Annotated in this window: 30 protein-coding genes and 1 tRNA gene; 19 read left to right on the forward strand and 12 right to left on the reverse strand. The window is 60.7% G+C overall.

What is annotated here, in order from left to right:
• Positions 1 to 74: 74 nt before the first annotated feature.
• Complete coding sequence (locus AC0L3H_RS23660) at positions 75 to 275, reverse strand: hypothetical protein (RefSeq protein ID WP_473587071.1); 201 nt, start codon at positions 273 to 275, stop codon at positions 75 to 77.
• Between the two features lie 317 nt (positions 276 to 592).
• On the opposite strand from AC0L3H_RS23660, the gene AC0L3H_RS23665 reads away from it, so the two are divergent.
• Positions 593 to 1,486, forward strand: coding sequence for a transglutaminase family protein (locus AC0L3H_RS23665; protein WP_473494504.1), 894 nt, complete (start codon positions 593 to 595; stop codon positions 1,484 to 1,486).
• A 206-nt stretch (positions 1,487 to 1,692) separates the two neighbouring features.
• Here the strand turns inward: AC0L3H_RS23665 and AC0L3H_RS23670 are convergent, their stop codons facing one another.
• The 4 genes from AC0L3H_RS23670 to AC0L3H_RS23685 form a co-directional block, all read right to left on the reverse strand.
• Entirely contained in the window at positions 1,693 to 1,992 is a 300-nt protein-coding gene (locus tag AC0L3H_RS23670; protein ID WP_077379707.1) for a DUF1236 domain-containing protein, read from the reverse strand.
• A 509-nt stretch (positions 1,993 to 2,501) separates the two neighbouring features.
• A complete protein-coding gene (locus tag AC0L3H_RS23675) occupies positions 2,502 to 2,726 on the reverse strand; it encodes a hypothetical protein (RefSeq protein ID WP_473587072.1) in 225 nt (74 codons plus the stop codon).
• Positions 2,727 to 2,733: 7 nt separating this feature from the next.
• Positions 2,734 to 2,979, reverse strand: coding sequence for a hypothetical protein (locus AC0L3H_RS23680; protein WP_287056042.1), 246 nt, complete (start codon positions 2,977 to 2,979; stop codon positions 2,734 to 2,736).
• A 226-nt stretch (positions 2,980 to 3,205) separates the two neighbouring features.
• Positions 3,206 to 4,006: a Crp/Fnr family transcriptional regulator gene (locus AC0L3H_RS23685; RefSeq protein ID WP_473587073.1), complete on the reverse strand. Its 801-nt coding sequence runs from the start codon at positions 4,004 to 4,006 to the stop codon at positions 3,206 to 3,208.
• 505 nt (positions 4,007 to 4,511) lie between these two features.
• Here AC0L3H_RS23685 and AC0L3H_RS23690 point away from each other — a divergent pair.
• The 3 genes from AC0L3H_RS23690 to AC0L3H_RS23700 all read left to right on the forward strand — a co-directional run bounded on the left by AC0L3H_RS23690 (position 4,512) and on the right by AC0L3H_RS23700 (position 5,241).
• Positions 4,512 to 4,586, forward strand: coding sequence for a hypothetical protein (locus tag AC0L3H_RS23690; protein ID WP_473587121.1), 75 nt, complete (start codon positions 4,512 to 4,514; stop codon positions 4,584 to 4,586).
• An 8-nt stretch (positions 4,587 to 4,594) separates the two neighbouring features.
• Complete coding sequence (locus tag AC0L3H_RS23695; protein ID WP_027155572.1) at positions 4,595 to 4,843, forward strand: DUF982 domain-containing protein; 249 nt, start codon at positions 4,595 to 4,597, stop codon at positions 4,841 to 4,843.
• A gap of 107 nt (positions 4,844 to 4,950) precedes the next feature.
• Positions 4,951 to 5,241 (forward strand): DUF982 domain-containing protein, encoded by a 291-nt coding sequence (locus AC0L3H_RS23700; protein ID WP_473587074.1) that lies wholly within the window; start codon positions 4,951 to 4,953, stop codon positions 5,239 to 5,241.
• 299 nt (positions 5,242 to 5,540) lie between these two features.
• Here the strand turns inward: AC0L3H_RS23700 and AC0L3H_RS23705 are convergent, their stop codons facing one another.
• A complete protein-coding gene (locus AC0L3H_RS23705; RefSeq protein WP_473587075.1) occupies positions 5,541 to 5,969 on the reverse strand; it encodes a methyltransferase domain-containing protein in 429 nt (142 codons plus the stop codon).
• 437 nt (positions 5,970 to 6,406) lie between these two features.
• Between AC0L3H_RS23705 and AC0L3H_RS23710 the strand changes: the two genes are divergently transcribed.
• The 5 genes from AC0L3H_RS23710 (at position 6,407) to ligD (ending at position 10,944) form a co-directional block, all read left to right on the forward strand.
• Positions 6,407 to 6,553, forward strand: a complete 147-nt coding sequence (locus AC0L3H_RS23710) for a KTSC domain-containing protein (protein WP_473587076.1) — start codon at positions 6,407 to 6,409, stop codon at positions 6,551 to 6,553.
• A 587-nt stretch (positions 6,554 to 7,140) separates the two neighbouring features.
• Positions 7,141 to 7,578 carry a VOC family protein gene (locus tag AC0L3H_RS23715; RefSeq protein WP_027155573.1) on the forward strand — a complete coding sequence of 146 codons (438 nt, stop codon included), beginning with the start codon at positions 7,141 to 7,143 and terminating at the stop codon, positions 7,576 to 7,578.
• Positions 7,579 to 7,882: 304 nt separating this feature from the next.
• Entirely contained in the window at positions 7,883 to 8,179 is a 297-nt protein-coding gene (locus AC0L3H_RS23720) for a DUF982 domain-containing protein (protein ID WP_473494511.1), read from the forward strand.
• A gap of 400 nt (positions 8,180 to 8,579) precedes the next feature.
• Complete coding sequence (locus AC0L3H_RS23725) at positions 8,580 to 8,879, forward strand: DUF1236 domain-containing protein (RefSeq protein WP_473587077.1); 300 nt, start codon at positions 8,580 to 8,582, stop codon at positions 8,877 to 8,879.
• 241 nt (positions 8,880 to 9,120) lie between these two features.
• Entirely contained in the window at positions 9,121 to 10,944 is a 1,824-nt protein-coding gene (ligD, locus tag AC0L3H_RS23730) for a DNA ligase D (RefSeq protein ID WP_473587078.1), read from the forward strand.
• Positions 10,945 to 11,373: 429 nt separating this feature from the next.
• On the opposite strand, the gene AC0L3H_RS23735 is transcribed toward ligD, so the two are convergent.
• From AC0L3H_RS23735 to AC0L3H_RS23750, 4 genes are all read right to left on the reverse strand, one after another.
• Positions 11,374 to 11,955, reverse strand: a complete 582-nt coding sequence (locus tag AC0L3H_RS23735) for a glycoside hydrolase family protein (RefSeq protein ID WP_473587079.1) — start codon at positions 11,953 to 11,955, stop codon at positions 11,374 to 11,376.
• Positions 11,956 to 12,797: 842 nt separating this feature from the next.
• Positions 12,798 to 13,679, reverse strand: a complete 882-nt coding sequence (locus AC0L3H_RS23740) for a hypothetical protein (protein WP_473587080.1) — start codon at positions 13,677 to 13,679, stop codon at positions 12,798 to 12,800.
• A complete protein-coding gene (locus tag AC0L3H_RS23745; RefSeq protein WP_287177822.1) occupies positions 13,676 to 14,071 on the reverse strand; it encodes a phage holin family protein in 396 nt (131 codons plus the stop codon). The genes AC0L3H_RS23740 and AC0L3H_RS23745 overlap by 4 nt, the downstream gene beginning before the upstream one ends.
• Positions 14,068 to 14,712 carry a hypothetical protein gene (locus AC0L3H_RS23750; RefSeq protein ID WP_473587081.1) on the reverse strand — a complete coding sequence of 215 codons (645 nt, stop codon included), beginning with the start codon at positions 14,710 to 14,712 and terminating at the stop codon, positions 14,068 to 14,070. Before AC0L3H_RS23750 ends, AC0L3H_RS23745 begins: the two co-directional genes overlap by 4 nt.
• 764 nt (positions 14,713 to 15,476) lie before the next feature.
• On the opposite strand from AC0L3H_RS23750, the gene AC0L3H_RS23755 reads away from it, so the two are divergent.
• Positions 15,477 to 15,986 carry a ferritin-like domain-containing protein gene (locus AC0L3H_RS23755; protein ID WP_027155497.1) on the forward strand — a complete coding sequence of 170 codons (510 nt, stop codon included), beginning with the start codon at positions 15,477 to 15,479 and terminating at the stop codon, positions 15,984 to 15,986.
• 5 nt (positions 15,987 to 15,991) lie between these two features.
• Here AC0L3H_RS23755 and AC0L3H_RS23760 read toward each other — a convergent pair whose 3' ends face one another.
• Both AC0L3H_RS23760 and AC0L3H_RS23765 read right to left on the reverse strand, forming a co-directional pair.
• Complete coding sequence (locus AC0L3H_RS23760; protein ID WP_473587082.1) at positions 15,992 to 16,411, reverse strand: hypothetical protein; 420 nt, start codon at positions 16,409 to 16,411, stop codon at positions 15,992 to 15,994.
• 10 nt (positions 16,412 to 16,421) lie between these two features.
• Positions 16,422 to 16,496 (reverse strand) — tRNA-Thr (locus AC0L3H_RS23765).
• 149 nt (positions 16,497 to 16,645) lie between these two features.
• Here AC0L3H_RS23765 and AC0L3H_RS23770 point away from each other — a divergent pair.
• From AC0L3H_RS23770 to yacG, 9 genes are all read left to right on the forward strand, one after another.
• A complete protein-coding gene (locus AC0L3H_RS23770) occupies positions 16,646 to 16,858 on the forward strand; it encodes a hypothetical protein (protein WP_473494868.1) in 213 nt (70 codons plus the stop codon).
• Between the two features lie 138 nt (positions 16,859 to 16,996).
• Positions 16,997 to 18,289, forward strand: a complete 1,293-nt coding sequence (gene murA / locus AC0L3H_RS23775) for a UDP-N-acetylglucosamine 1-carboxyvinyltransferase (RefSeq protein WP_473587083.1) — start codon at positions 16,997 to 16,999, stop codon at positions 18,287 to 18,289.
• A gap of 310 nt (positions 18,290 to 18,599) precedes the next feature.
• A complete protein-coding gene (locus AC0L3H_RS23780) occupies positions 18,600 to 19,034 on the forward strand; it encodes a DUF2948 family protein (RefSeq protein ID WP_023803275.1) in 435 nt (144 codons plus the stop codon).
• Between the two features lie 9 nt (positions 19,035 to 19,043).
• On the forward strand, positions 19,044 to 20,336 hold the full coding sequence (gene hisD, locus AC0L3H_RS23785; RefSeq protein WP_473587084.1) for a histidinol dehydrogenase: 1,293 nt from the start codon (positions 19,044 to 19,046) through the stop codon (positions 20,334 to 20,336).
• A 5-nt stretch (positions 20,337 to 20,341) separates the two neighbouring features.
• Positions 20,342 to 20,827, forward strand: coding sequence for a UPF0262 family protein (locus tag AC0L3H_RS23790; protein ID WP_473494865.1), 486 nt, complete (start codon positions 20,342 to 20,344; stop codon positions 20,825 to 20,827).
• A 1-nt stretch (position 20,828) separates the two neighbouring features.
• Positions 20,829 to 21,293, forward strand: a complete 465-nt coding sequence (locus tag AC0L3H_RS23795; protein WP_473494877.1) for an arsenate-mycothiol transferase ArsC — start codon at positions 20,829 to 20,831, stop codon at positions 21,291 to 21,293.
• Between the two features lie 204 nt (positions 21,294 to 21,497).
• The gene (gene infA / locus AC0L3H_RS23800) at positions 21,498 to 21,716 is read left to right on the forward strand and encodes a translation initiation factor IF-1 (RefSeq protein WP_006200926.1); all 219 of its coding nucleotides are present in this window, start codon (positions 21,498 to 21,500) and stop codon (positions 21,714 to 21,716) included.
• 27 nt (positions 21,717 to 21,743) lie between these two features.
• Positions 21,744 to 22,370: a Maf-like protein gene (locus AC0L3H_RS23805; RefSeq protein ID WP_023803279.1), complete on the forward strand. Its 627-nt coding sequence runs from the start codon at positions 21,744 to 21,746 to the stop codon at positions 22,368 to 22,370.
• On the forward strand, positions 22,367 to 22,570 hold the full coding sequence (gene yacG, locus AC0L3H_RS23810; protein ID WP_023803280.1) for a DNA gyrase inhibitor YacG: 204 nt from the start codon (positions 22,367 to 22,369) through the stop codon (positions 22,568 to 22,570). The genes AC0L3H_RS23805 and yacG overlap by 4 nt, the downstream gene beginning before the upstream one ends.
• Positions 22,571 to 22,677 lie beyond the last annotated feature (107 nt).

The following is a 22,677-nucleotide window of genomic DNA, read 5'->3' on the forward strand; positions in this document are numbered from 1 at the left end:
ACACCGTCACATCAAAGGAATGCGCCAACTACTTCACCGAGGCCGGCTATGTCCCAACCTAAAATCATCGCGCTCTAGCGCGCCGCTTGTCTCTTGGCTTGCACGGCGACGGCGGTAAGGAAAGCCGTTGCGGCAGTATCGCACGCCGCTCGGGACGGGCTATAGGCGAAAAGGATCAGTTCGGCAGCCCTTGTCGTAAGGCCGTGCTTTTTAGCGAAAGCAGTTATTTCGTAAGGCCTGTCGTGGTCTATGGCCAGTTCGTAGTCCTCATTCATTGCTTCCTCCCGTTGCGACGTTCCTCGCCTTGGCCCCCTCCGCGGCGCAAGGATTAACTTCCCCGGCCTTGAGAGAGTCTACCAATTAGAGATTGCAAAAGGCCTGCGGCGCAAGTCCGCTGCTTTTTTCGCGGCCATTCTGCCAACGGAACCAAGAGCAGCGGGCCAGCATGGATGATCACTTCGGCGCTAGCCGTGTCGATCTGTTCATCAATCCGCCTGATACGGCCGTCTTGAGGGGCAGCCCCATTTTGTCCGCTGCACATCAAAAAAGATTATATGATGGCGCTGATATCGCAGGTGGTCGACGCAAGCCAATGCCGATCTTTTCAGTCAAGCACACGACCGTCTATCGCTATACGCAGCCGGTGACGTTCGGCGAGCACCGGCTGATGTTCAGGCCGCGCGACAGTTTCGATCAGCGACTTCTGGATCACGCCCTGTTTGTCGACCCCGAGCCGAAAGAGATTGGCTGGATCCATGACGTTTTCGGAAACTGCGTTGCGGTAATCGATTTCAACGGCTCGGGCGACGAACTGCGTTTCGTGACAGACATCCGGCTCGATCACACGCCGCAGCATGCGCCTGATTTCCGTATCGATGACGCAGCACTCAGCTATCCATTTTCCTATGATCCCGACGAGGCAACCGACCTCAGCCAAACCATCGAGCGCCATCACCTCGATGACGGCGACGAGATCGGCAAATGGGCACGACAGTTCGTGAGCGCCAAAGGGCGCACCGAGACCGGCAAATTGCTGATGACGCTTTGCTACGCGATCCACGAGAGCTTTGTTTATTCGCGTCGAACTGAATCAGGGACGCAACCGCCTCTGATGACCTTGCACCTGCGTCGAGGCACATGCCGGGATTTTGCGCTGTTCATGATGGAAGCGGTTCGTTCGCTCGGTTTTGCCGCCCGTTTTGTGACCGGATATGTCTATGTGCCGAACCGCGACAGCGGTTCTGTCGTCGGCGGCGGGTCGACGCATGCCTGGTGCCAGGTCTATTTGCCTGGCGCGGGTTGGGTCGAGTTCGATCCCACCAACGGCATTGTCGGCAACCGGGATCTGATCCGGGTGGCTGTGGCCAGGCATCCTGGGCAAGCCATCCCACTTTCGGGAAGCTACTGCGGCAGCGCGTCGAGCTTTCTCGGCATGACGGTGGAGGTCAAGGTGGTGAGGGGGGCCGGCAATCACCAGCATCGATAAAAATCAGCATCTTCCAATATATTCGGAACTGTTCGCGGGAGTTTGCTCGCCGGTGTCTGTCGGGATTTTACGCATTTCGCAATTCCACGCCGTTGCATGACTGTTCCAGCGCGATATTGCACCTTCTATCTCTGCCATCGGGATATCGGGAAGGCGCCAGCCCGCCGCGCCTTTCGGCATGACGGGCTTCAGCGCGAGGGGTCACGTCAGTCGTAGACCTTCACAATCTTGCGGGTACCTGGATCGACCAGGACAGTTCGGCCCTCGATGACGACGTAGCGGTACTGAACGTCCGGCACCTCGTAAAGCTCGACTGTTTCGGGCAAAGCTGTGCCGATGTTGAGTTCGACGCCAGGAAGGCTGAGTGATGCCACCGGTTTCTTTTTCACGTATTCGCGGATCACGGTGTCATGCTCGGGTTGAATAATGACGTCCTGAGCGGCAGCGGCGCTGACACCGACGAGCAGAAGCATGCCTGCCGCAGCCAATGTAAGTTGCTTTCCCATAATAGCCTCCAAGCAACCTTTAGCTGCGGTGCTTAATTGCTGCCGCGGCGGGTTGCCTAATCATCTCAACGATGCGGAGCAATTCTTGTTCCACCGGCGGTGCGCGAACCGGCTGCCACGGCCTATCGACGCCGATGTTTGGCAGCGCCCGGGAACGCCCGCTCAAGGCCTGGTTTCTTCTTGAGGCGGCGCGTTTGGGACTGGACAATCAGACTGTGGCCATTCTTCACACGCAGAGGGCCTGTCGCCGGCGTCGCCATAACGTTCCACGAGTTTTGCGAAGCCGTAGGCGAAGGCGGAAAGCAGCGCCAGGATAACCACTATGCGAGCGGCCATACGGGATTATAGCAGGCTCCCGCTCAGGATGATCCAGCATAAGCTGCGCTCGGCAGGCCGGCGACGCGCAAGTCCGCTCGGGAACCTGCGGCCCCATCGTCGCGGACGATGTGCGCTACCAGCCTGGTTCCGCCGTGAGACCGAGGCGCCGCTATGCTGCTGCCCAGAGGCGTCTAGGGGGCCGCATCGAAATCGATCGCAAATCCCGCGTCGATGGCGCTTCGCGCAATGAGATCGCCAATTTGCCAATCCGTGAGTTCGCAAAGTGGAAACATCTTCTTTACGACGATGGTCACTTCGACTATCGAGACGCTCGGATTGTCGACATGATCGATCAGGTAGCGGACAATCGCCTGCCGAACATCCAATGAATTTGGCTTCTGCAGCGGCGCGGACATTTCCGGCCTACGAATGGAGCCGTGGTTCTGGGCCATCAGCTGTTTTGGCGTCGAAAGCGACGGGCACACCGTGCACCACGCATGCTGCCGCCAGCATCTCCTCCAACTCGTGGTTTGTGGCCTTGCAAGCCGGCATGAGTGTTCGAATGGCGCGGATCGCCTGCGCGATCGAGAGATACCGAGCCTTGCCTCTGGAAAGGACATAGGCCTCCGCCGCGCCTTCAACGGTGACTGTGTGAAAAGTGTGGCTCATCAACAGTTCCTCCCTGCCAACACTACGACTTTCGTCTAACATGCGGCGGCCTTCAAGCTTATGTCTGATTTCGGACAATCAGGCAGAGCGCGTCGCGTTTGACCGGCCCCCATGCGACGCGCGTCAGGTTGTTGTTTTCATGCATGTGGTAATCGGAAAACCGCTGCACGCCCTTGGGTCAGGCCCTGGGTCAGTCCCGGAGGGGCATGCTTTTGCGCGACATGCATTAGCCGAAGTGACGGTGCTCCTCGTCGCCATAGGCACCGTGTGTGAGCTTTATCATTCCGGCACGGTCGACGATCGTGATCTCGCCGCGCCTGGCGTGAACCAGCCCCCGATATTCCAGCATTTGCAGGGCGGTGGTAACGCCGGGGCGCCGAGAGCCGAGCATGGTCGCCAGAAATTCATGCGTCAGCTGGATTTTGTTTCCCTCGGTCCGGTCGTGGACCATCAGCAACCAGCGGGCCAGCCGTTCCTCGATCTTGGAATGGCCATTGACCAGTGCCGTCCGCGACGACTGGACAAGGAAGGCGTGGGCATAGGCAAGCAGCGACGCGCCAAGCGACTGGCTCTTTGCCACCTCAGACCGAAGATTCTCAACCGGCAGGCACCACCCATTGCCTGCGACCTGGATGTAGGTCTCATTGGGAGAACTGTCCTGGCCGAGAATGACGGCAACGCCTGTCATGCCATCATAGCCAATGATCCCGACTTCACTCTGCCGCCCTCCAGTCATGGTGGCGACCACCGAAGCGATACCCGCTTCTGGAAAATACACATGCTCAATCGGCTGATACGGAACCTCCAGCTGGGCTTTGAGGTCCAGTTGGACATGATGCATCGACGGCAGCAGCAGCGCGAAATCCTCTGCGGAGAGGGCTTTCAGCAGATGATTGCGAGGAAGCGACACGGCTCTCTCCCGGACGGGCAAGAGCACGTACCCTCTTACTGTCGGCTGCATCCGCAGCACTGGCGGCCGATATCGAAGCATAGGCTGCAAACACGCGATTGGCAAAACCTTCGCCACCCGCGGCCGAACTCCAAACTGAGACAAGGTGGCGGCGGTCGATCCGGCGCACTCGCGCATCCCCGTGCGCTGGCCCCGCGCAGATGCGCCCAGGGCGGCATAGAAGCCCTTCCAGAAAGCCTTGAAACTGGTGCTGCGAGAGAGGATCGAACTCTGAGTCGCTGTAATGGAATCAAAAGCAACAGTTTACGAGCTTTTGTAACACTGTGACGTTCATCAAATGACCCAGGCATCAGATCGAACGCTGAGCGGCGCGAAGCGACTGGCATGACCCGGAAATGAGAGCCGGTCAGAGAACTCGATCGAGCCGCCGCTGTGATCTCGCCTCTACCAAACAAGTGAGCATCCCCTAATTATTCATCATGAGACTCCTCAGGTTCTCTCCCTCCGTCTACGTGAAGGCGAAACGTGTCGAGGGAGCCGCTCAGGAACTCGTGGCGTGGGACACAAAGGCTCGAAATGGACGAAGGCGGTCTAATCATGCGTTGACGCGTTCGAGGGCAGAGTGTCCCCCCAAGAGGTCCGTGAAGCCTTTGAGGCGGCGGCCAAGGAGGCGAGCGTATATCTCTCGCCTGAGTAGGAGGTATCATGGCAACCCTTTGGTTCGTCCCTCCGGTGTTCGTGAAGACTGAAACGGAAGGTGCCAGGCATGGCTGCAACAATGCGAGGGCAGCCCTTGAGCAGCTCAAGACGTGGACCCGGAGAGGACCTCACTGGCACAAGGCGTGGACCCTCTGCCTGTCAGCACTGGAGGGCGATCCGATTGACCCTCACGTGATCCGAAAGGCTTTCGTGGCTGCCGCTAAAGAGGCGGAGATGTATCTCTCGCCTGAGTAGGAGGTATCATGGCCATCCATTGGTTTCACCCTCCGGTCAACATCGAGACCGACCGACCTGGGCTGACATACGGCTGCAACAACGTCTAGGGTGCCGCTGCGGAATTCATGAAGTGGACCAAGCGGGGACCTAAGTGGAAAAAGGCAGTTAAGGCCTGCATGGCCGTCCATGAGGGCGAGGGCACAGCCGACGACGTAAGGAAGGCCTTCGAGGTTGCTGTCAAGGAGGAGGATTTGCTACGCTCCTCATTGGCTCACTTTGCGTGGACGCTGTTGAACACCGGATGCCGCAGAGTGAGCTGCGCTATTTGCGTGCGAGCACGACGTGAGCCTCTTGGGGGAACATCAGCTCCCCTCCAGTTGAATAGATTGCCAGCGAACAACTTACATCTCCCATAGTCGCTGCGATGACTGCGTCGCGGTGTCCGGCATCGATTCCGCTGACCAGCCCTGCCTGCGGAGTCGCTGCCAGCTGTAGTCGCACATATTCCTTTGACGAGGGGAATCGGATGTTCTGAGTCGTCGTGTGGATGGTCACCTGACGAAATCCCGCCCCGGCCACCAATCGGTAAAGCTCGTCCGCATCGGCGAGTGAATGCTCGGACCGTTTCGTTGCCGAAGCGCCTGGACCGAGGTGTCGATCCAAGGCGTCCACCAGCGCCTTTGCCGCAGGAGTGCGCTCAATAGCGCTGAAAACGCTAAGGCCAGTCGGCCGTCAGGCACCAGCACCCGGAACATCTCACGCAGCGCACTCGACCGGTCCGGAAAAACTGCAGTCCGAGCTGGCAAAGAACCAGATCGAAGGTGGCGTCAGGGAACGGCATTTCGAGCGCGCTTCCCTCGTGCCAGTCGATACGCGGTCCAGCGCCTGCCGGGAGGGATCGAGCAACGGCAAGCATGCCCGTGTTGATGTCGAGGCCGACGACCTGCCCACTTCCCATACGCTCGGCCGCCAAGCGTGCCACCACGCCGGTGCCGCAAGCTACGTCCAGAACCCGCTCACCAGATTGAGGCGCAGCACGATCCACCAGGTCGGCAGCCCACAGGGCTGTGATTGCCGGGACCAGGTAGCGCTGGTAGAGTTCCGCGGCGCTGCCTTGCAGCTGCCACTGCTCCTGCTGGGCCATAGCGTCCCTCCCGCACAACGAGCCGCTGCAAAGGCCCAATCGGCGCTTCAAGCAGCCAACATAAGCGCGTGTCTGTCAAACAAGCAACCGGGCCAACCGCCGGTTGGTAGACGCGACGCAGCCGGCCGCCTAGGATTTTTCCACGATCCGCGAACCGGGCAAATCCCGACGCACCCGCGCTCGGTGACCGCTTGATCGCCCCGTCGCTCTCCTGTGCGGCGGGTTTTTTTGTTTCCTATGGAACACCGGCATAGGCAGGACGTTCACCTCCTGCAGCATCTTCTGTGCTGCGAGACCGGTGTCCCCTCCCGATCAGCCCGCGTCCTTCCCCTCCGTGGGGCGCGGGCAACTTCAGATGGATTGGAGTAGTCACGTCATGCCGTCGACCTCGATACACAAAACGGAATCCGGAGCGCAAAGTCCTCTCGGTGTGGTTCGTGGCCAGCGGTAAATGCTACCAGTTTGACGACGTGCCGCCGGAGACCTTCGCCGAGTTCCAAGCCGCCTTCGCCAAGGGCCGCTTCTTCAACGGCCACATCCGAAATCACTTCCGCTACCGTCTGGTTGGACCCGCGGTCGACTGAGCTGCATCAGCGGACGATCTCTCTTTTGGCAGGGATGCGGCTCATTCGTCGCGGCCGTCCGGCCAGCTTTTGCGAGGGCAAGGTCGGACATCGGAACGAAAGGCGGATTCGCGAATTTCTACTGCTAGATAATCGGAATCGTCGCCCATGAGGCTCGCGACCCTCCACCTTGAAACTGCGAGATACGGCGATGTATATCGCGCGGAAAGGCTCGCGCGGTTGAGGCAGCAAATGATCCGGCACATCAAGCGCACTGACGCCTCGGCTCAAAAAGTCGAGCTTGCGCTGGCTAGTTTGGCCGAAGCAAACGCACGCATGGACCGGCTCGCGCGGCATCAGTAGGGCCGCGCTCATGCGGGCCTCCGCATCGGCACGACGTGCGGCGGGTTCGGTTGCTGCATGTGGCGCTCTCACCGCATCCGTTTCGTGATGCCTGTCCTTAGCCCCTGGGGCCGCAGAATTGTAGACATGTGGACACGACCGCACGTCCACATGTCATTATCTATCGGTGTTGGGGGCACTCAAGCGTCCGCTGTTAGACTAGGCGACACCTTGTAGATTGGAACGACACCCTGGAGATTCGAAACATGGCGCTCAAGCGGATGGACAACGTAGGAATCGTCGTCGAAGATCTCGGAGGGACGATCGATTTCTTTCGCGAACTCGGCCTCGAGCTCGAAGGGCGGTCCACGATCGAAGGAGAATGGGCCGGACGTGTCACTGGACTGGGCGATCAGCGTGTCGAGATTGCCATGCTGCGCACACCGGACGGCCACAGCCGGCTCGAGCTCTCCCGCTTCCTCACGCCGCCTGTCGTCGCAGATCACCGGAACGCCCCGGTCAACGCCTTCGGCTATCTCCGCGTCATGTTCGCCGTGGACGACATCGACGAGACGCTTGAAAGGCTCCGCACGCGCGGCGCGCAGCTCGAAGGCGAAGTAGTCCAGTATAAAGATGCGTATCGGCTCTGCTACATCCGTGGGCCTGAAGGGCTCCTCATCGGACTAGCCCAAGAACTCAGCTGAGCGCAATACGAAGACAAATGGCCAAGAGTGACCAATGCCAGGGAGCGCGTCCGAGGCCGACCCGCCTGTTCGACGTCCATCCCTCCACGGTCGGCCGCGTTACACGCATGCAATTATCGCAACGTGGGCATGCTGCCACGAAACGGCGCCTCGCGGGCTCGACCGCATCGACGTCCTTGGATCTTGGCGGCGGTTAAGGCCTGCATGGCCGTTCGCGTCGGGCAGCGGCGCCCTGAATTCACAATGATGCAACCACCGCCACGTCTTCGCGTTTAACCGCCTTCACTCCTGGGGAGCGACGAAAGTGACGGCATTTGTCCCGATTACAATCTACCTGAATCACAGGCCGATGGTGGTCGCGTCGATAGCCGACGCTGCGAAAGCGCTTCAGCAACCATGGCCATTCATGGACAAGCCGTCCCGGCTTGAAGCAGTCCGAATGATCGAGGAATGCCTGGCCGGGCATTGCAGTCACCAAGCTGCGTTCGCCGCCTTCAAGGCGGCCGCAACTGAACAGGGACTTCATAAGCAGAAGCCCCCAAGCGAAGGCCTCAAGAAATTCGACGGGGTTGCTGAAGATCTGATGTCTTGGAACCGCTGACAGGCCTCACCCGGGCGGACTTGGTCAGCCGGGATTGCGGACCACCCGCAAATCGAGGAATGGCGGTGGTCTCTTGCTGCGCATTCCCTAGCTAACGACCATTCCAATTGCCAGGAACGCGATGGAGACGGCGAAGACCGGAGCGAGTGACCAGCGGGCTTGATGGACGCTATTTTCCATGGGCTCCTCCCGTGAACTCACAGTGAGCAACGACTACGGGCAGCCGCGGTTCCGGATGGTGCGATGTCCAGTCTGTTACGCGAACAGGTGAGACTTGGGTCCTGTCTGAGATCCGCCCGAAGCTCCCAGCCAAAGGAACTTTTGCAGCTGCCGCGGGTTCGATGAGTATCGCGCGAAGACGATGCTGTTCGGCGCGACAGGACTCACATAGGAGGCAACTATGAAAATGCGACTTTCCACTGCAGCCGCGGGTTTTCTGCTGCTGGCAGGTATCGGCGCTGCTGCCGCTCAGGACGTAGTCATCGAGCCTGAACAGGAGACCGTCATCCGGGAATATGTGAAGAAGCAGCCGCTCGCATCGGTGAAGGTCCCTGGGATAGAGCTCAATATCGGCTCAACGCTGCCCGAGACGGTCGAACTCCATGAAGTCCCTAACACGAAATACCGCACCGTTGTCGTCGACAACCGGACCGTTGTCGTTGATCCGGGCACGCGCAAGATCGTCAAAGTCATCGAATGACCTAAGCGACTGCGAGGTCAACCCGCCGGCCGAAAGGTATAGCAGGACACTAAATCTGGAAGTCCCTCTGATCCAACAGACCATTGCCTGTCTTCTCCCGTAGGCAATGGTCTGTCGGCCATCCGGTAAATCAAGTTCTGTTCACACGGGAGAATGCCAGCACTGCCGGACCTCACTTTGTTTCGGAACCGATTCGAAACGGAGATATTGATTCAAATCGAAGTGTCTGGAGTGCGGGTGCATGCTTACCGAGCCTGGCGTTGGCCGGCTTTCTTTCATTGAATTCCAAATGCCCACGCTGGTCGAGAAGCCGCCCAAGGGCGATGGATGGATTCACGAAATCAAATACGATGGCTATCGGACCCAGCTGATCATCCAGCGGGGCAAGGCGCAGGCCTTCACCCGAAGGGGCTTCGACTGGACCGACCGATACGGCCCGATCGTCCGCGCTGCGGCTGAGCTGAAAGCAAAGCGCGCAATCCTCGATGGCGAGGCGACTGTGTTAGGCGCTACCGGGCTTCCTGACTTTCAGGCACTACGCCGCGAGCTTGGAAAAGCTGAGTCAACGAAGCTGATCTTCCACGCTTTCGATCTGCTTCACCTCAACGGCAAGAATCTGCGGGACGCTCCGCTGCTGGAGCGCAAGCGCGCCTTGCAACGTCTCTTGGAGGGCGCGCCGCCGGCGCTGGTCTATGTCGATCATTATGAGGGCGACGGCCCGACAGTGTTCGAGCACGCCTGCGAAATGGGCCTGGAGGGGATCGTGTCGAAGCGTGCAGATTCCCGCTACCGCTCCGGCCGGCAGGAGAGTTGGCTCAAGCTCAAATGCATCAAGAGCGACAACTTTCCGATCGTCGCCTTCGTCGAGAAGCTGGGGGCGAAGCCGCGCAGGATTGCCTCGCTTTATCTCGGCCGCCGCGAGGGGAATCGCGTCCACTATGCCGGCAAGGCGCAAAGCGGCTACAGCCTGCGCGATGCACGCGAAGTGCGCGAACGATTGGACCCACTGATTGTGGCGAAATCTCCACTCTCGGAACCGATAGACAAGCCCAAGGCAACTTGGGTGCACCCAGCAGTCGAGGCCGAAATCCAATATAGCGGGATCACCGATGACGGATTGCTGCGTGAGGCGGTGTTCAAGGGGCTGCGCGATGATCTGAGCCCACCAGCCCGCGCGCCGCGTTTAGCCCGCAAGCGGCCGCCGTCCGATGAAAGTTTGGGCGTCCCGCCCGAAAACATTCTGCAATTGCTGCCCGACGCCGTCGTGCCCTCGAAAGAGGATCTGATCGGATATTGGACGAAGGTAGCGAGGAAGGCGCTCGTCCACCTTGGCCGACGCCCGCTCAAGCTGGTTCGCCACTCCCACGGCGTCACGTTCTATCACAAGGGCAGATTGCCCAAAGTTCCGGATGCCGTGCATCAGCTGCGAGTTCAGAAACGCGAAGGTGGCGAAGGTGTGAGGCTGTGGGTCGATGACCTTGATGGGCTTCTTGGCTTGGTGGAAATGGGCGTTGTCGAATTGCACCCATGGAACGCCACCATTGATGATATCGAGCATGCCGACCACCTCGTAATAGATCTGGATCCTGGCGAAGGAGTCGAATGGGAGCTAGTTGCCGGCACGGCTTTGGCGCTCCGCGATATGCTGCGTTCAGCAGGACTCGACAGCTGGCCGAAGGTGACTGGCGGCAAAGGCGTGCATGTGATGGCGCCGCTGAACGCTGCGATCACCCACGATGCGGCCCGGCAGTATGCACGCAGGCTGGCGCAGCAGCTGGTCAACAAGTATCCCGATCGCTACCTGTTGGCGGCTGCGCCGTCCGCCCGCGTAGGGCGGATCTTCCTGGATTATCTCCGAAATGGGCGAGGAAACACGGCGGTCGGTGCGTATTCGCCAAGAGCCGGACCACACTTTCCGATAGCAGCTCCCGTAACCTGGAGCCAGGTCGAAAAGGGAATTCTGCCAGACGCGTTCACGCTGCAAAGCCCATTTCGACCGACGCCGCAGACAAGCCTGCGGAAAGCGGGTCGCGCTCGTGCCAATTTTTCAGATCGCCCAACGTGAACGAAGACCAGAGACTCTATAATCAGTCGGCGGATCTGGAGATCGTGGCTCGACCAACGCCAATCTTCCGCACGCGTCAAAGTGGATTGGAATAGGGTCGCAGATTGTCCCCGAAAACCGCTCCTCCGGACCCGAAATGAAGGCAAGTAGATAGTCCTGGTCACCATGTGTAAGAAGGCGCCCGGTATATATCTCGCAGTCGGGTGTGCCGTATAGGAATGGACCGTCCGCCGGTTTCCATGGCCCCAAGGGATGATCGGCAGCAAGATAGTGGATGCCCGCTACCGGCTCTCCCGGATAGTTGCGTTTGAATTCTTCCGACCAACATTGTGAATGTGTGCAGAAGAGGCAGAACCATTTGTCGCCCCGCTGGAAGATTTGGGGGACCTCGATTTCCCCGAAAGATCCGACAAAAACCGGAGGCTGAAGCTACCAATTTACAAGATCGTGCGAATAGGCAACGCCAATTGCACCAGAGGCATTGGTATCCGATGGCATCGGCGATCGGGCCGTGAAATACATCAGCCAGCCAGAGCCCTCGGGCTCACGTATCACCCAAGGATCCCGCAGCGAGCAGTCCTTCCAGCGCCGCGGAACGCAACCCTCGTAATACTCGGCATTCTCACCGGTGCGCTCGAGCGCAAGGCCCTGCCTTCTCCAATGGACTAGATCGGCGCTACTAGCGCGTCCGATCCGTTGTATTTTGCCCTCTTCAGCGCGTGATGTCCCGGTATAGAAGAGGGTCCATGAATTCCTGTCGTTCCGCACAACGCAGCCGGTCCAGATCGTCAGATCATCAAAAGACGGAGTTTTGCTCGGCCGGAAAACCGTTCCCCGATACGTCCATTTGCGCAGGTCAGGACTTGTGGCAAGGCCCCAGGTAACATTCCAGTGTCGCAGTTCGGGATTCCCTCGCGAGCGACCGGCCTGCAGAAAGAAGGCATGCCAGAGTCCCTGATCATCCCGGCAATACCAGCTGTCCCATATCCATTTTCCTTCGACGGTCAACATTGGATGCCTCTGACGTCGCATTGCCAACCACTGCTGAAAGAAAACCATCAGCGCACGCTAACGTTCCGCTTCAAGGCTTACGGCCGGGGAGGCAACCGGACTAATCTTCATTCCAAATATCGTGCGAACTTGGTTTCGGACTTGGTTGCCCAACGCGCGGTTCAGGTTGACCTTGTCGGCGGCCTGTCTGCCGGCCTTTAGCCGTCGGTCGCTACGCGGGCCGATGCTCGACACACCAGCCGTATTTCGGGATGGGTTCGCGCGAACTCTTTCTCGTGTGGTGGGTCTTGACCAGGATCAGGCCCCTTTCCACGGGGGCGAGCTCTTCCAGGCGGTCGTTCAGACTGGGCCAGGCCGACCTGGAACGATCGGGTCAGGTGCCGACGGCGAAGCGATCCCCGATAGGCGCGCCTCTGCTTGAAGCGCCGGCTTTCGACGTCGCGGTAGCGGGGTCGGTCCACCTTCACGCGGTGGACGGGGGCGCAAGTGTAGGTCGTTGCAGACCCGCGTTCAGGGCGATCTGGCGATCTTCTAACTACCGTCATAGGACCCAAAGGGGAGAAACCTAGCAGGCCCGCGCCGAACCAAGGTGTGAGCGTTCACCTCGATACGCAAACGGAATACGATCCGGAACGCAGAACCCTCTCGGCGTGGTTCGTGGCCAGTGGTAAATGTACCAGTTTGAGGACGTGCCGCCGGAGACCTTCGCCGCGCTCAAAGCCGCCATTGTGAATGCTTCAAGACCACATCCGCAATCCCTTCCGATCCGGTGTGGTTACGACCGGCGACGGTGCAGGATGACATCGTATGGACCAAGCGCGTCATTCAGGCTGGTGGCGACGCTATGTGGTGGTAGAAGACTCGTCCGACGACCCCGGCAAACGATCGCGAATGGCTTCCTCGGTTCGCTTTGCGGTCGATTCAACAACTTTGCCGACCTTGCCTGCTACGGTGCCGGCATCTCCACCCGAGCCTTGCCGGTCGGCCTCTTCCTTGACCGTTTCGTAGGCCTCGGCGGCAACTTGCTTTGCTTGCTCCAGGCCCGTTTCGAAAACCTCCTCCGCACTGTCGCGAATTTTGTCGCGGTAGGCGCCAAGTTGCTCGTCCTCTGTGGCTGTGTGGGGCAGCATCACCCCGATGGCAGTGCCCAGCGCAAGGCCGACTGCGGCGATAGCCAGCGGTTCGCGCTCGAAGAGGTCTTGTGCCGATTGGCGCGTTCGAGCCGCCATCTCGCTGGCGCTTGAGCCGAGCTGGCCGGCGGTGTTTGTCATCCTCTCCTTGGCGCCCGTTGCAGCGTTTGCCGCAGCTTCGGCCGCGCCGCTTGCTGCCGATGTAACCGAACCGGCGGTATCGGAAAGCATCGCCCCGATTCCGGACCCTTCGTTGCCCTGGCTGAAATCATCGCCGCGCAAGTTAGAGAAAGCGTCAGGAGCTGTGCCTGTCCGATAGGCGGCGGCAGCTGAGTTGGTTGCCGACGTGCCGTCGCCCAGCATCAGCCAGGCCAGGCCGGCTCCAATCAACGTCAATGGCAACGGGTTGTCCCTGACTTGCGACTTGAGATTGCCAAGCATGGCAGATCCCTCGCCACCGGCGAACATCCCGGTAAATTCGTCGATCAATTGACCCGGTGTCATCTTGCTGCGGATCGAATCGGCGGTGTCTGCTACTTTAGCACGGGCGATGTCGGCATCGCGTTCGAGCTCGGCTGCGGATTTTTCGCTCATCTTATTTGATCCTTGATCACGCGCGCGTCGCGCTTGAGTTGGTCTTGTGTGCGATCAGGCGTTAGCTCAGAAGGAGCCATGCTTTTCGTGCCGGAGCGCAAGAGAATGGTCCCCAGTATCGCGACGACGATTCCAACCAGCAGCGAGGACCATCCCGCTCCCAGGCCGGCACTCGCCAGGGCGATTACGAGCGCTTGCAAAAGCACCATCAAGGCCGCGAGAAGGCATATGGCGCCGGCCAGAACCTCGGCGGCGCCTGCGCCGGCCTTGCTGATTTTCTCCGACATTTCCGCTCGCAACAGCCTACTTTCGGTTTGAAGCAGGCTTGTGACCTGCTGTGCCAGATCGCTGACGAGGGTTGCGAGGCCGCGACTTTCCTGATTGTTGGTCATGGGTTCTGCTCCAGGCTTGCGCCTGCCAAATCCCTGTCGTCTCTGGGCTGATTGAAGGGGGGCGGCGTAGTGTCAGGTGCCTCTGCCGATCGCGTAGCGGACTGATCCGAGTTCGAAACCGTTTCTGAACCCCCGTCTGTTTGCGATCGACTCGGTGTCTCGGTCCGGGCAGATGGCGGCGTGCTCTTGATAAACCGCCCCAGCGCCAAGCCTGCCAATACTGAGCCGGCTATCAGCGCCCCTGAGTTTTCGCGGCCGAAAGACCGCATCTCGCCAAGAACATCTTCGAATGGTTTGTCTTTCAACGAAGATGAAAGGCGTTCAAGCGAGCCGGCGGCATCGAGGGTGAACTTCGAAGCGGTCCGTTGATTGTTATTGGCCAGATGCTCGCTTGCTGCTCGCAAGGCTCCGCTAAAGGCCGTAAGGTTAGAGCTGATATCGCGCTGTGTTCCCTCGGCTTTGTCGAACAACGCCTGCTTCGCTTCAGCAGCGTAGTCGCCCGCCTTCCTGGCGAGTTCGTCGCGAGCGTCGTGTAGCGCCTCTGTCGCGGTCTGCGTTTCCTGCTGGAACCGTTCGGACAGTTCGCTTTTGGCTGTTTCGAAATCGGCCGGCTTACGGCCCTGATCGTCTTCGCGCTGCATGGTATCTCCTAATGGAATCCGAGGAAGGAGAGGATCGCAAGCACGACTACGACAAGGCCAATGAGATAAATTACACTGTTCATGGTGGCAATCTCCTCCATTGCCTAACGAACTTGGCGGGGGCAAACAGGTTCCATCACTTCCAGCTAAATTAGCAGTAAGAATTCGGTGCCATAACCGGCGTCCCTCGCATGGACTTCTAGCGACAGCGCGCCTATGGCGTGGGTCCATGGGAATATCCAAATGAACCAGGGCATCAATAGGCACCTCCGAAAGCTGACCTGTTCAAGATGGCTGCCGGGAACCAGCCTTCGCAAGACACGTTGCTGAGTCACCGAACTTCTCAAAAAGGATGCTTGCTATGGCGAAAGAGATACCTCGCGAGGAAGAGCAACGCGGCACAGGAAGGGTCCTCATGTGGGGCGCCGTGATCGCCGCTGTGCTTTTTGTTGCCCTACTGGCCACATTTGTCCTCGGGCCACTCTGATCTGAGATACTCACCGCCCTAACCTCTGGAGCTTGTTCCTGCGGCGACCCAAAGCTGCCGGCCGGCGCCTACCAGGCAACAGCCACTGCTCACAGAGCACTATTAGCTGACGCTAATGTTGCGCTTCAAGGGGCTTTTGGCCGGGAAGGCAGCGACCTGCGGGACGGGTTGTCGTGGTCACCGCCGGGTATCGACTGCGCTTTGCAGGCGATCGGAACTAACGGTCTGTGGCGGCGTTGCGATGGCAGTAAGACAATGCTGACCAACGGAGAAAAACATGACAGACTCCAAGGAACGTCTGGTGCAGTGGCTTCGCGACGCTCACGCCATGGAAGAACAAGCCGAGACCATGTTGAGCGGCCAAATCGAGCGTCTCGAAAACTATCCCGAGATTCGCGATCGGATGAACATGCATCTCGAAGAAACGAGGCAACAGGCAAAACGTCTTGAACAATGCCTCGATCGGATCGGCGACGGATCTTCGACGCTGAAGGACGCCGGCGGTAAGCTAATCGCCATCGGACAGAACATCAGCGGCATGTTTGCAGGCGACGAGGTGATGAAAGGATCACTGGCTAGCTACACATTCGAGCATATGGAAATCGCCAGCTACAAAATGCTCATTGCCGCAGCCGGCGAGGTCGGCGACTCCGAGACCCAAAGAGCGTGTAAAGAAAACCTCCGCGAAGAAGAGGCGATGGCAGATTGGCTGGAAAACCAACTCGGCACGGTCACCAGCGAGTTCCTCAGACGCGACGAGCGGGATGCTGACACCGCGAAACGGTGACATGCCTAAAGTCTTGCCATCGCGTTGTAGAAATCGTTCGGCGGCACGAGGCTGATCGACGTCAAACCCGGTAGGGCTTCAGACGCGAAGGAATGGCGGATTGGTTGACGTTCTAAAAGAAACCGCTCCCTCTCGGCGCGATGTTCGAAGCAGAACCTGCGCGAGGCTTGCCCAAGCCTCGCGAAAATCCCAGCCGGCATGGTTTGTGCAGCCAGGATGTTCGCACGCATGGCTAATTCCCGGGCGCTATGACCTGTTCTGGCCGTGGGAGCCTGAATTTCGTCGCACATCACCTTCATCGTACGGGAATGGATACACGTCGATGTCAAGGCGCTGCGCTTGTCGATCTTGTGCCAACCAATTCCGTTGAAGGAATCTGCAGCGATCACGAGACCCTTGCGTGTCAAGGGCTTGAGCGATTTCAAGGGGATAAACTGGTGCTGCGAGAGAGGATTGAACTCTCGACCTCTCCCTTACCAAGGGAGTGCTCTACCACTGAGCTACCGCAGCCGCTGATGGCGGGGCTTCTGCCATATCGAACCGGCAAGCGCAAGGCCAAGTGCAAGCCATCTGTGAAAGCCCGCTCCGACGGCTTTTGCGGACATGGCAGCGCCACAATGTTGGCTATCCCTGAATAGCGGGTCAGCCGGGACGGAACCATGAACGACAAGGCAATTCCATCTGACAAGGAGGGTCCACCCGACAAGGAGGGCCCATTTGACAAGGGCGGGCCGTCGACAAAAGCTGACCGCAAGACCCGGCTCGCCGAGCAATTGCGCGCCAATCTGCAGAAGCGCAAGGCGCAGTCGCGCTCGCGACGCACTGGCGGGGCCGACAAGCGGCCGGACGGGCTCGAAAGGCAAAAGGATTGACCTATTATCGACAGCCACGGCGCAGGAACCCTGTTTCTTGAACCAAGCCGGCCAATGGTTTAGACCGGCCGGGGTCTAGACCGGCCACAACAGACTCAACCGATTAAACCGGCCTTTCGGCCGAGGGGACGTTCTTCCATGGATCGCATCAGAATTGTCGGCGGCAACAAGCTTGCCGGAAGCATCCCGATCTCGGGCGCGAAGAACGCCGCGCTGCCGCTGATGATCGCTTCGCTGCTCACCGACGACACGCTGACCCTGGAAAACGTGCCGCATCTGGCCGATGTCGAGCAGTTGATCCGCATCCTCGGCAATCATGGCGTCGACTACTCGGTCAACGGACGCCGCGAAAAGCAGCAGGAGGGCTATTCGCGCACCGTCACTTTCTCCGCCCGCAACATCGTCGACACAACGGCCCCCTACGAACTGGTGTCGAAGATGCGCGCCTCGTTCTGGGTGATCGGCCCGCTGCTTGCCCGCATGGGCGAGGCCAAGGTGTCGCTGCCCGGCGGCTGCGCCATCGGCACGCGGCCGGTCGATCTTTTCCTGGAAGGCCTCCAGGCGCTGGGCGCCGATATCGACGTTGACACCGGCTATGTCATCGCCAAGACCAGGAACGGCCGTCTTGTCGGCAATCGCTACGTCTTCCCGAAAGTGTCGGTCGGCGCCACCCATGTGCTAATGATGGCGGCGTCCCTGGCCAAGGGCGAGACAGTGCTCGAAAACGCCGCCCGCGAGCCCGAGATCGTCAACCTCGCCGAATGCCTCAACGCCATGGGCGCCAGGATTTCCGGCGCCGGCACCGCGACCATCACCATCGACGGCGTCGAGGCGCTGTCGGGCGCGCGCGTGCGGGTGATACCCGACCGGATCGAGACCGGCACCTATGCGATGGCCGTCGCCATGACCGGCGGCGATGTCGTGCTCGAAGGCGCGCGGGCGGACCTGCTGCAGAGCGCGCTCGACGTGATTTCCCAAACCGGCGCCGAGATCACGCAGACCAATTCCGGTATCCGCGTCAGGCGCAATGGCGCCGGCATTGCGCCGGTCGACGTGACGACAGCGCCGTTCCCGGCGTTCCCGACCGACCTGCAGGCGCAGTTCATGGGCCTGATGACGATGGCCAAGGGCAAGTCGCGCATCACCGAGACGATCTTCGAAAACCGCTTCATGCACGTCCAGGAACTTGCCCGGCTCGGCGCCCACATAACATTGTCCGGCCAGACGGCGATCGTCGACGGCGTGCCGAAGCTGAAGGGCGCCCCGGTGATGGCGACCGACCTTCGCGCTTCGGTGTCGCTGGTCATCGCCGGCCTGGCGGCCGAAGGCGAGACCACGGTCAACAGGGTCTATCATCTAGACCGCGGTTTTGAGCGGCTGGAAGAAAAGCTGTCCGGCTGCGGCGCGGAGATCGAGCGGATTTCGGGGTGATAGGTGACAACTGCGCGAATTGTCGATCTCGGCGCCGCCCCTCATCTGCCTGCCGGCATCTTCTCCCCGTATAGTGACGGGGAGAAGGGGCTGGCCGCAGCCTCAGCGCCCTTCCTGCAACGCTGGTAATTGCCGAATCCTCTGCAGGCGTCTTTCTCCCCGTCACCATACGGGGAGAAATGCCCGGCAGGGCAATGAGGGGCGGCGCCGACCTCAGCGATTGCCCAGCCGAACCTCAGGCGCGGTTGCACGAGCTGGAAAGACCGCCTAACAGAAGGTCGAATAGTCAACTCGCAGGTGCGAACTCCGCATGAACCTTCTCAAGCTTGTCGCGCTCGACGATCAGGATCTGAGCATCGTCTCGGCCCATGTCCAGGACGCCGTGCTCAAGGTCGGCGACCTCGAATACATGCCGGCGGTCAAGCGCTTCGTGATGACGATGAACCGCTTCGTCTGGGAGGCGAAATCGGGGCTGTTCCGCCAGCACAATGAACGGCGGCAAAGCGTGCTGCATTTCGACCGGGTGCTGGGCGCCAAGACCAGCGGCATTGCCCGCGACAAGCCGGACGAGGTGCTGTCGCTGCTGGCGATCAGCTTCGTCGCGCTCGACAAGCCGGCCGGCATTGTCGAGCTGATCTTTTCAGGCGGCGGCGCGATCATGCTCGATGTCGAGTGCATCGAGGCGCGGCTGGCCGACACTGGCGGCGCCTGGGAAGCGACGTCGCGCCCCTTCCACAGAGCCTGAGCACACAAGATGGCCATCACGCTTCGTCTGTCCGATGCCGATTTCGAGCAGCGGTTTGCCGCGTTCCTTTTGACCAAGCGCGAGGCCTCGGAAGACGTCGACGCGGTGGTGCGCGCGATCATCGCGCGGGTCCGCGCCGAGGGCGACGCGGCGCTCATCGACTACACGCAGAAATTCGAAAAGGCCGACCTGAAACGCCTCGGCATTGCCGTGTCGAAAGACGACATCGCCAAGGCCTACGATGCAGCCGACCCGCAGACGATCGAGGCGCTCAAATTCGCCCGTGACCGCATCCGTTCGCATCACGAGCGGCAGCGGCCGAACGACGACCGCTATACCGACGCTGCCGGCGTCGAGCTCGGCTCGCGCTGGACCGCGATCGAGGCGGTCGGGCTCTATGTGCCGGGCGGTACGGCGAGCTATCCAAGCTCGGTGCTGATGAGCGCCGTGCCGGCCAAGGTCGCCGGCGTCGAGCGCGTCGTCATGGCGGTGCCGGCGCCCGGCGGCATCATCAATCCGCTGGTGCTGGTGGCGGCGGACCTGACCGGCATAACCGAGATCTACCGCGTCGGCGGCGCGCAGGCGATCGCAGCGCTTGCCTACGGCACCGAAACGATAAAGCCGGTCGCCAAGATCGTCGGCCCCGGCAATGCCTATGTCGCGGCGGCCAAGCGCCAGGTGTTCGGCACGGTCGGCATCGACATGATCGCCGGGCCATCGGAAGTGCTTGTCGTGGCCGACGGCAATAACGATCCGGACTGGATCGCCGCCGACCTGCTTGCCCAGGCCGAGCATGACGTGTCGGCGCAGTCGATCCTGATCACCGACGATCCTGTCTTCGGCGCGGCGGTCGAACAGGCGGTCGAACGCCAGTTGCAAAACCTGTCGCGCGCCGGGACGGCGGCGGCGAGCTGGCGCGATTTCGGCGCCGTCATCCACGTCCCCCGAATCGAGGCGGCGCTGCCGCTGGTCGACCGCATCGCGGCCGAACATGTCGAGCTTGCCATCGACGAGCCGGAAGCCTTCCTGGCGCGGATGCGCAATGCCGGCGCCGTCTTCCTCGGCCGCCACACGCCGGAAGCCATCGGCGACTATGTCGGCGGCTCCAACCACGTGCTGCCGACGGCGCGCTCGGCGCGCTTCTCGTCCGGGCTTTCGGTGCTCGATTTCGTCAAGCGCACCTCGATCCTGAAGCTCGGGCCGGAGCAATTGCGGGCGCTGGCGCCGGCGGCCATCGCGCTGGCCACAGCGGAAGGCCTCGACGGGCATGGACGCTCCGTCGCCATCCGGCTGAATATGTAGCTGACATGGCGGACTACGATCGAACCCGTGCCAGGCTGATCGATGTCGAACTCGACGAATCGATCGGCCGTTCGACGCCCGACGTCGAGCATGAGCGGGCGGTGGCGATCTTCGACCTGATCGAGGAAAACAGCTTCCAGCCGGTCAATGACGACGGCGCCGGGCCCTACCGGCTAAAACTGTCGCTGGCCGAATCCCGCCTGGTCTTCGCGGTGACGCGCGAGGATGGCGCGGCGGTCGTAACCCACATCCTGTCGCTGACGCCGCTCAGGCGCATCGTCAAGGACTATTACATGATCTGCGAAAGCTATTACGATGCCATCCGCAGCTCGACGCCCAGCCAGATCGAGGCGATCGACATGGGCCGGCGCGGCCTGCACAATGAGGGCTCGCAGACACTGATGGACCGGCTGGCCGGCAAGATCGACATCGATTTCGACACGGCGCGCCGGCTGTTCACGCTGGTCTGCGTACTGCACTGGCGAGGCTGAACTGTCAGTCCCTCTGCCCCGCTCGATCCTGCCTCGCTCGATCCTGTTCGTCTGCGCCATGAACGCCGTGCGCTCGCCGATGGCCGAACTGCTGGCGCGCAAAGTGCTTCCGGCCGCGACCTTCGTCGCGTCGGCCGGGGTGCGCGGCGGCGAACGCGACCCGTTCGTCGACGCCGTGCTGGCCGAGGACGGGCTTTCGCTCGGCGACCGGCACCCGAGGACACTGGACGATCTCGAGGACGACTATTTCGACCTGATCATCACGCTGTCGCCGGAAGCCCATCACACCGCGCTCGAGCTTACCCGCTCGCTTTCCGTCGACGTCGAATATTGGCCGATGCCGGACCCGACTGGCGTCGGCGGCACGCGCGAGCAGATCATGGCCGCCTATCGCGAGGTGCGCGAACGGCTGAAGGCGCGGATCGGCCGCCGTTTTCTGGCGCCGGAAGCAGAGAAACCGGGCTGATTTAAGCATGTTCACAAGCGCACGATTATCATATAGGTTCCGCCCAAATTCCGGCTAGAGTCGGATGATTTCAGGTCTGTTCGACCTGAAATCTGAATCCGCCTCTAAATCCAAGACGTAGAGCATGATGTCGTCCGAAAACCGCTTCACACTTTTCGGCATCATGCTCTAGGCGCTGGGAATCCATCCAAGCAAAGGTATCGAATGCCGAAGGAAGAAGTCCTCGAGTTTCCGGGTGTCGTCACGGAATTATTGCCCAATGCGATGTTCAGGGTGAAGCTTGAAAACGAACACGAAATCATCGCCCACACCGCCGGCCGCATGCGCAAGAACCGCATCCGCGTGCTGACCGGCGACAAGGTCCTTGTCGAGATGACACCCTACGACCTGACCAAGGGCCGCATCACCTACCGTTTCAAGTAAGATCGTCAGAGCTCGGCCGGGATCGCGATGAGCATTTTGCAGAAGCTCGTGCTTGCCTCGGGTTCGCCGCGCCGAATCGAGCTGCTGCAGCAGGCCGGCATCGAGCCGGACCGCGTGCTGCCGGCCGGCGTCGACGAAACGCCGTTGCGCGCCGAGCATCCACGCTCGCTGGCCAAGCGCCTGTCGAAGGAAAAGGCCGAAAAGGCGCTGGCCTCGCTGCAGACGGAAGAGGATTATGCACCGAGCTTCGTGCTGGCCGCCGACACGGTGGTCGCCGTCGGCCGGCGCATCCTGCCCAAGGCCGAAACGTTCGACGACGTCGTCAATTGCCTCGGACTGCTATCCGGCCGTTCGCACCGGGTCTATTCCGGCATCTGCCTGGTTACGCCGAGCGGCAAGCTGCGCCAGCGGCTGGTCGAGACCAGGGTGCGTTTCAAGCGGCTGCCGCGCGCCGAGATCGACGCCTATGTGGCCTCGGGAGAATGGCGCGGCAAGGCCGGCGGCTACGCCGTCCAGGGTCTGGCCGGCGCCTTCGTCGTCAAGCTTGTCGGCTCCTACACCAACGTCGTCGGCCTGCCGCTCTATGAGACGGTGGCGCTGCTGGCCGGCGAGGGCTTCAAGGTACATGCCAACTGGCAGTCAGTTCGGCCATGAACTCGGGTGCGGACGACAAGGTCACGCCGCTGCGCCCCAAGCGGCCCTGCCCCGAATGCGGCAAGCCGTCGGCGCGCGAGACCTACCCGTTCTGCTCTGTGCGCTGCAAGGACATCGACCTCAACCGCTGGCTCAAGGGCGCCTATGTCATTCCGGGCCGCGACGACGAGGACGAAACGGACAACGACCCTCCCAAATGAAGCTGTTCGGCACGGCTTGGTGACTTCGACCGCGTCCCATGAATCGAGCTGTCCAGTGATTGCTCGTTTGCCGCTTGAAATCAACGCTTAGGCGCTGGACAGGCCGG

This window comes from Mesorhizobium sp. WSM4816 (genome assembly GCF_055811535.1).

What these genes read in the sequence shown, in the direction of transcription:
- AC0L3H_RS23660 (WP_473587071.1), bottom strand. Translation starts at nt 275, where the DNA reads ATGAATGAGGACTACGAACTGGCCATAGACCACGACAGGCCTTACGAA.
- AC0L3H_RS23665 (WP_473494504.1), top strand. Translation starts at nt 593, where the DNA reads ATGCCGATCTTTTCAGTCAAGCACACGACCGTCTATCGCTATACGCAG.
- AC0L3H_RS23670 (WP_077379707.1), bottom strand. Translation starts at nt 1,992, where the DNA reads ATGGGAAAGCAACTTACATTGGCTGCGGCAGGCATGCTTCTGCTCGTC.
- AC0L3H_RS23675 (WP_473587072.1), bottom strand. Translation starts at nt 2,726, where the DNA reads ATGTCCGCGCCGCTGCAGAAGCCAAATTCATTGGATGTTCGGCAGGCG.
- AC0L3H_RS23680 (WP_287056042.1), bottom strand. Translation starts at nt 2,979, where the DNA reads ATGAGCCACACTTTTCACACAGTCACCGTTGAAGGCGCGGCGGAGGCC.
- AC0L3H_RS23695 (WP_027155572.1), top strand. Translation starts at nt 4,595, where the DNA reads ATGGCAACCCTTTGGTTCGTCCCTCCGGTGTTCGTGAAGACTGAAACG.
- AC0L3H_RS23700 (WP_473587074.1), top strand. Translation starts at nt 4,951, where the DNA reads ATGAAGTGGACCAAGCGGGGACCTAAGTGGAAAAAGGCAGTTAAGGCC.
- AC0L3H_RS23705 (WP_473587075.1), bottom strand. Translation starts at nt 5,969, where the DNA reads ATGGCCCAGCAGGAGCAGTGGCAGCTGCAAGGCAGCGCCGCGGAACTC.
- AC0L3H_RS23715 (WP_027155573.1), top strand. Translation starts at nt 7,141, where the DNA reads ATGGCGCTCAAGCGGATGGACAACGTAGGAATCGTCGTCGAAGATCTC.
- AC0L3H_RS23725 (WP_473587077.1), top strand. Translation starts at nt 8,580, where the DNA reads ATGAAAATGCGACTTTCCACTGCAGCCGCGGGTTTTCTGCTGCTGGCA.
- ligD (WP_473587078.1), top strand. Translation starts at nt 9,121, where the DNA reads ATGCTTACCGAGCCTGGCGTTGGCCGGCTTTCTTTCATTGAATTCCAA.
- AC0L3H_RS23735 (WP_473587079.1), bottom strand. Translation starts at nt 11,955, where the DNA reads ATGTTGACCGTCGAAGGAAAATGGATATGGGACAGCTGGTATTGCCGG.
- AC0L3H_RS23740 (WP_473587080.1), bottom strand. Translation starts at nt 13,679, where the DNA reads ATGAGCGAAAAATCCGCAGCCGAGCTCGAACGCGATGCCGACATCGCC.
- AC0L3H_RS23745 (WP_287177822.1), bottom strand. Translation starts at nt 14,071, where the DNA reads ATGACCAACAATCAGGAAAGTCGCGGCCTCGCAACCCTCGTCAGCGAT.
- AC0L3H_RS23750 (WP_473587081.1), bottom strand. Translation starts at nt 14,712, where the DNA reads ATGCAGCGCGAAGACGATCAGGGCCGTAAGCCGGCCGATTTCGAAACA.
- AC0L3H_RS23755 (WP_027155497.1), top strand. Translation starts at nt 15,477, where the DNA reads ATGACAGACTCCAAGGAACGTCTGGTGCAGTGGCTTCGCGACGCTCAC.
- AC0L3H_RS23770 (WP_473494868.1), top strand. Translation starts at nt 16,646, where the DNA reads ATGAACGACAAGGCAATTCCATCTGACAAGGAGGGTCCACCCGACAAG.
- murA (WP_473587083.1), top strand. Translation starts at nt 16,997, where the DNA reads ATGGATCGCATCAGAATTGTCGGCGGCAACAAGCTTGCCGGAAGCATC.
- AC0L3H_RS23780 (WP_023803275.1), top strand. Translation starts at nt 18,600, where the DNA reads ATGAACCTTCTCAAGCTTGTCGCGCTCGACGATCAGGATCTGAGCATC.
- hisD (WP_473587084.1), top strand. Translation starts at nt 19,044, where the DNA reads ATGGCCATCACGCTTCGTCTGTCCGATGCCGATTTCGAGCAGCGGTTT.
- AC0L3H_RS23790 (WP_473494865.1), top strand. Translation starts at nt 20,342, where the DNA reads ATGGCGGACTACGATCGAACCCGTGCCAGGCTGATCGATGTCGAACTC.
- infA (WP_006200926.1), top strand. Translation starts at nt 21,498, where the DNA reads ATGCCGAAGGAAGAAGTCCTCGAGTTTCCGGGTGTCGTCACGGAATTA.
- AC0L3H_RS23805 (WP_023803279.1), top strand. Translation starts at nt 21,744, where the DNA reads ATGAGCATTTTGCAGAAGCTCGTGCTTGCCTCGGGTTCGCCGCGCCGA.
- yacG (WP_023803280.1), top strand. Translation starts at nt 22,367, where the DNA reads ATGAACTCGGGTGCGGACGACAAGGTCACGCCGCTGCGCCCCAAGCGG.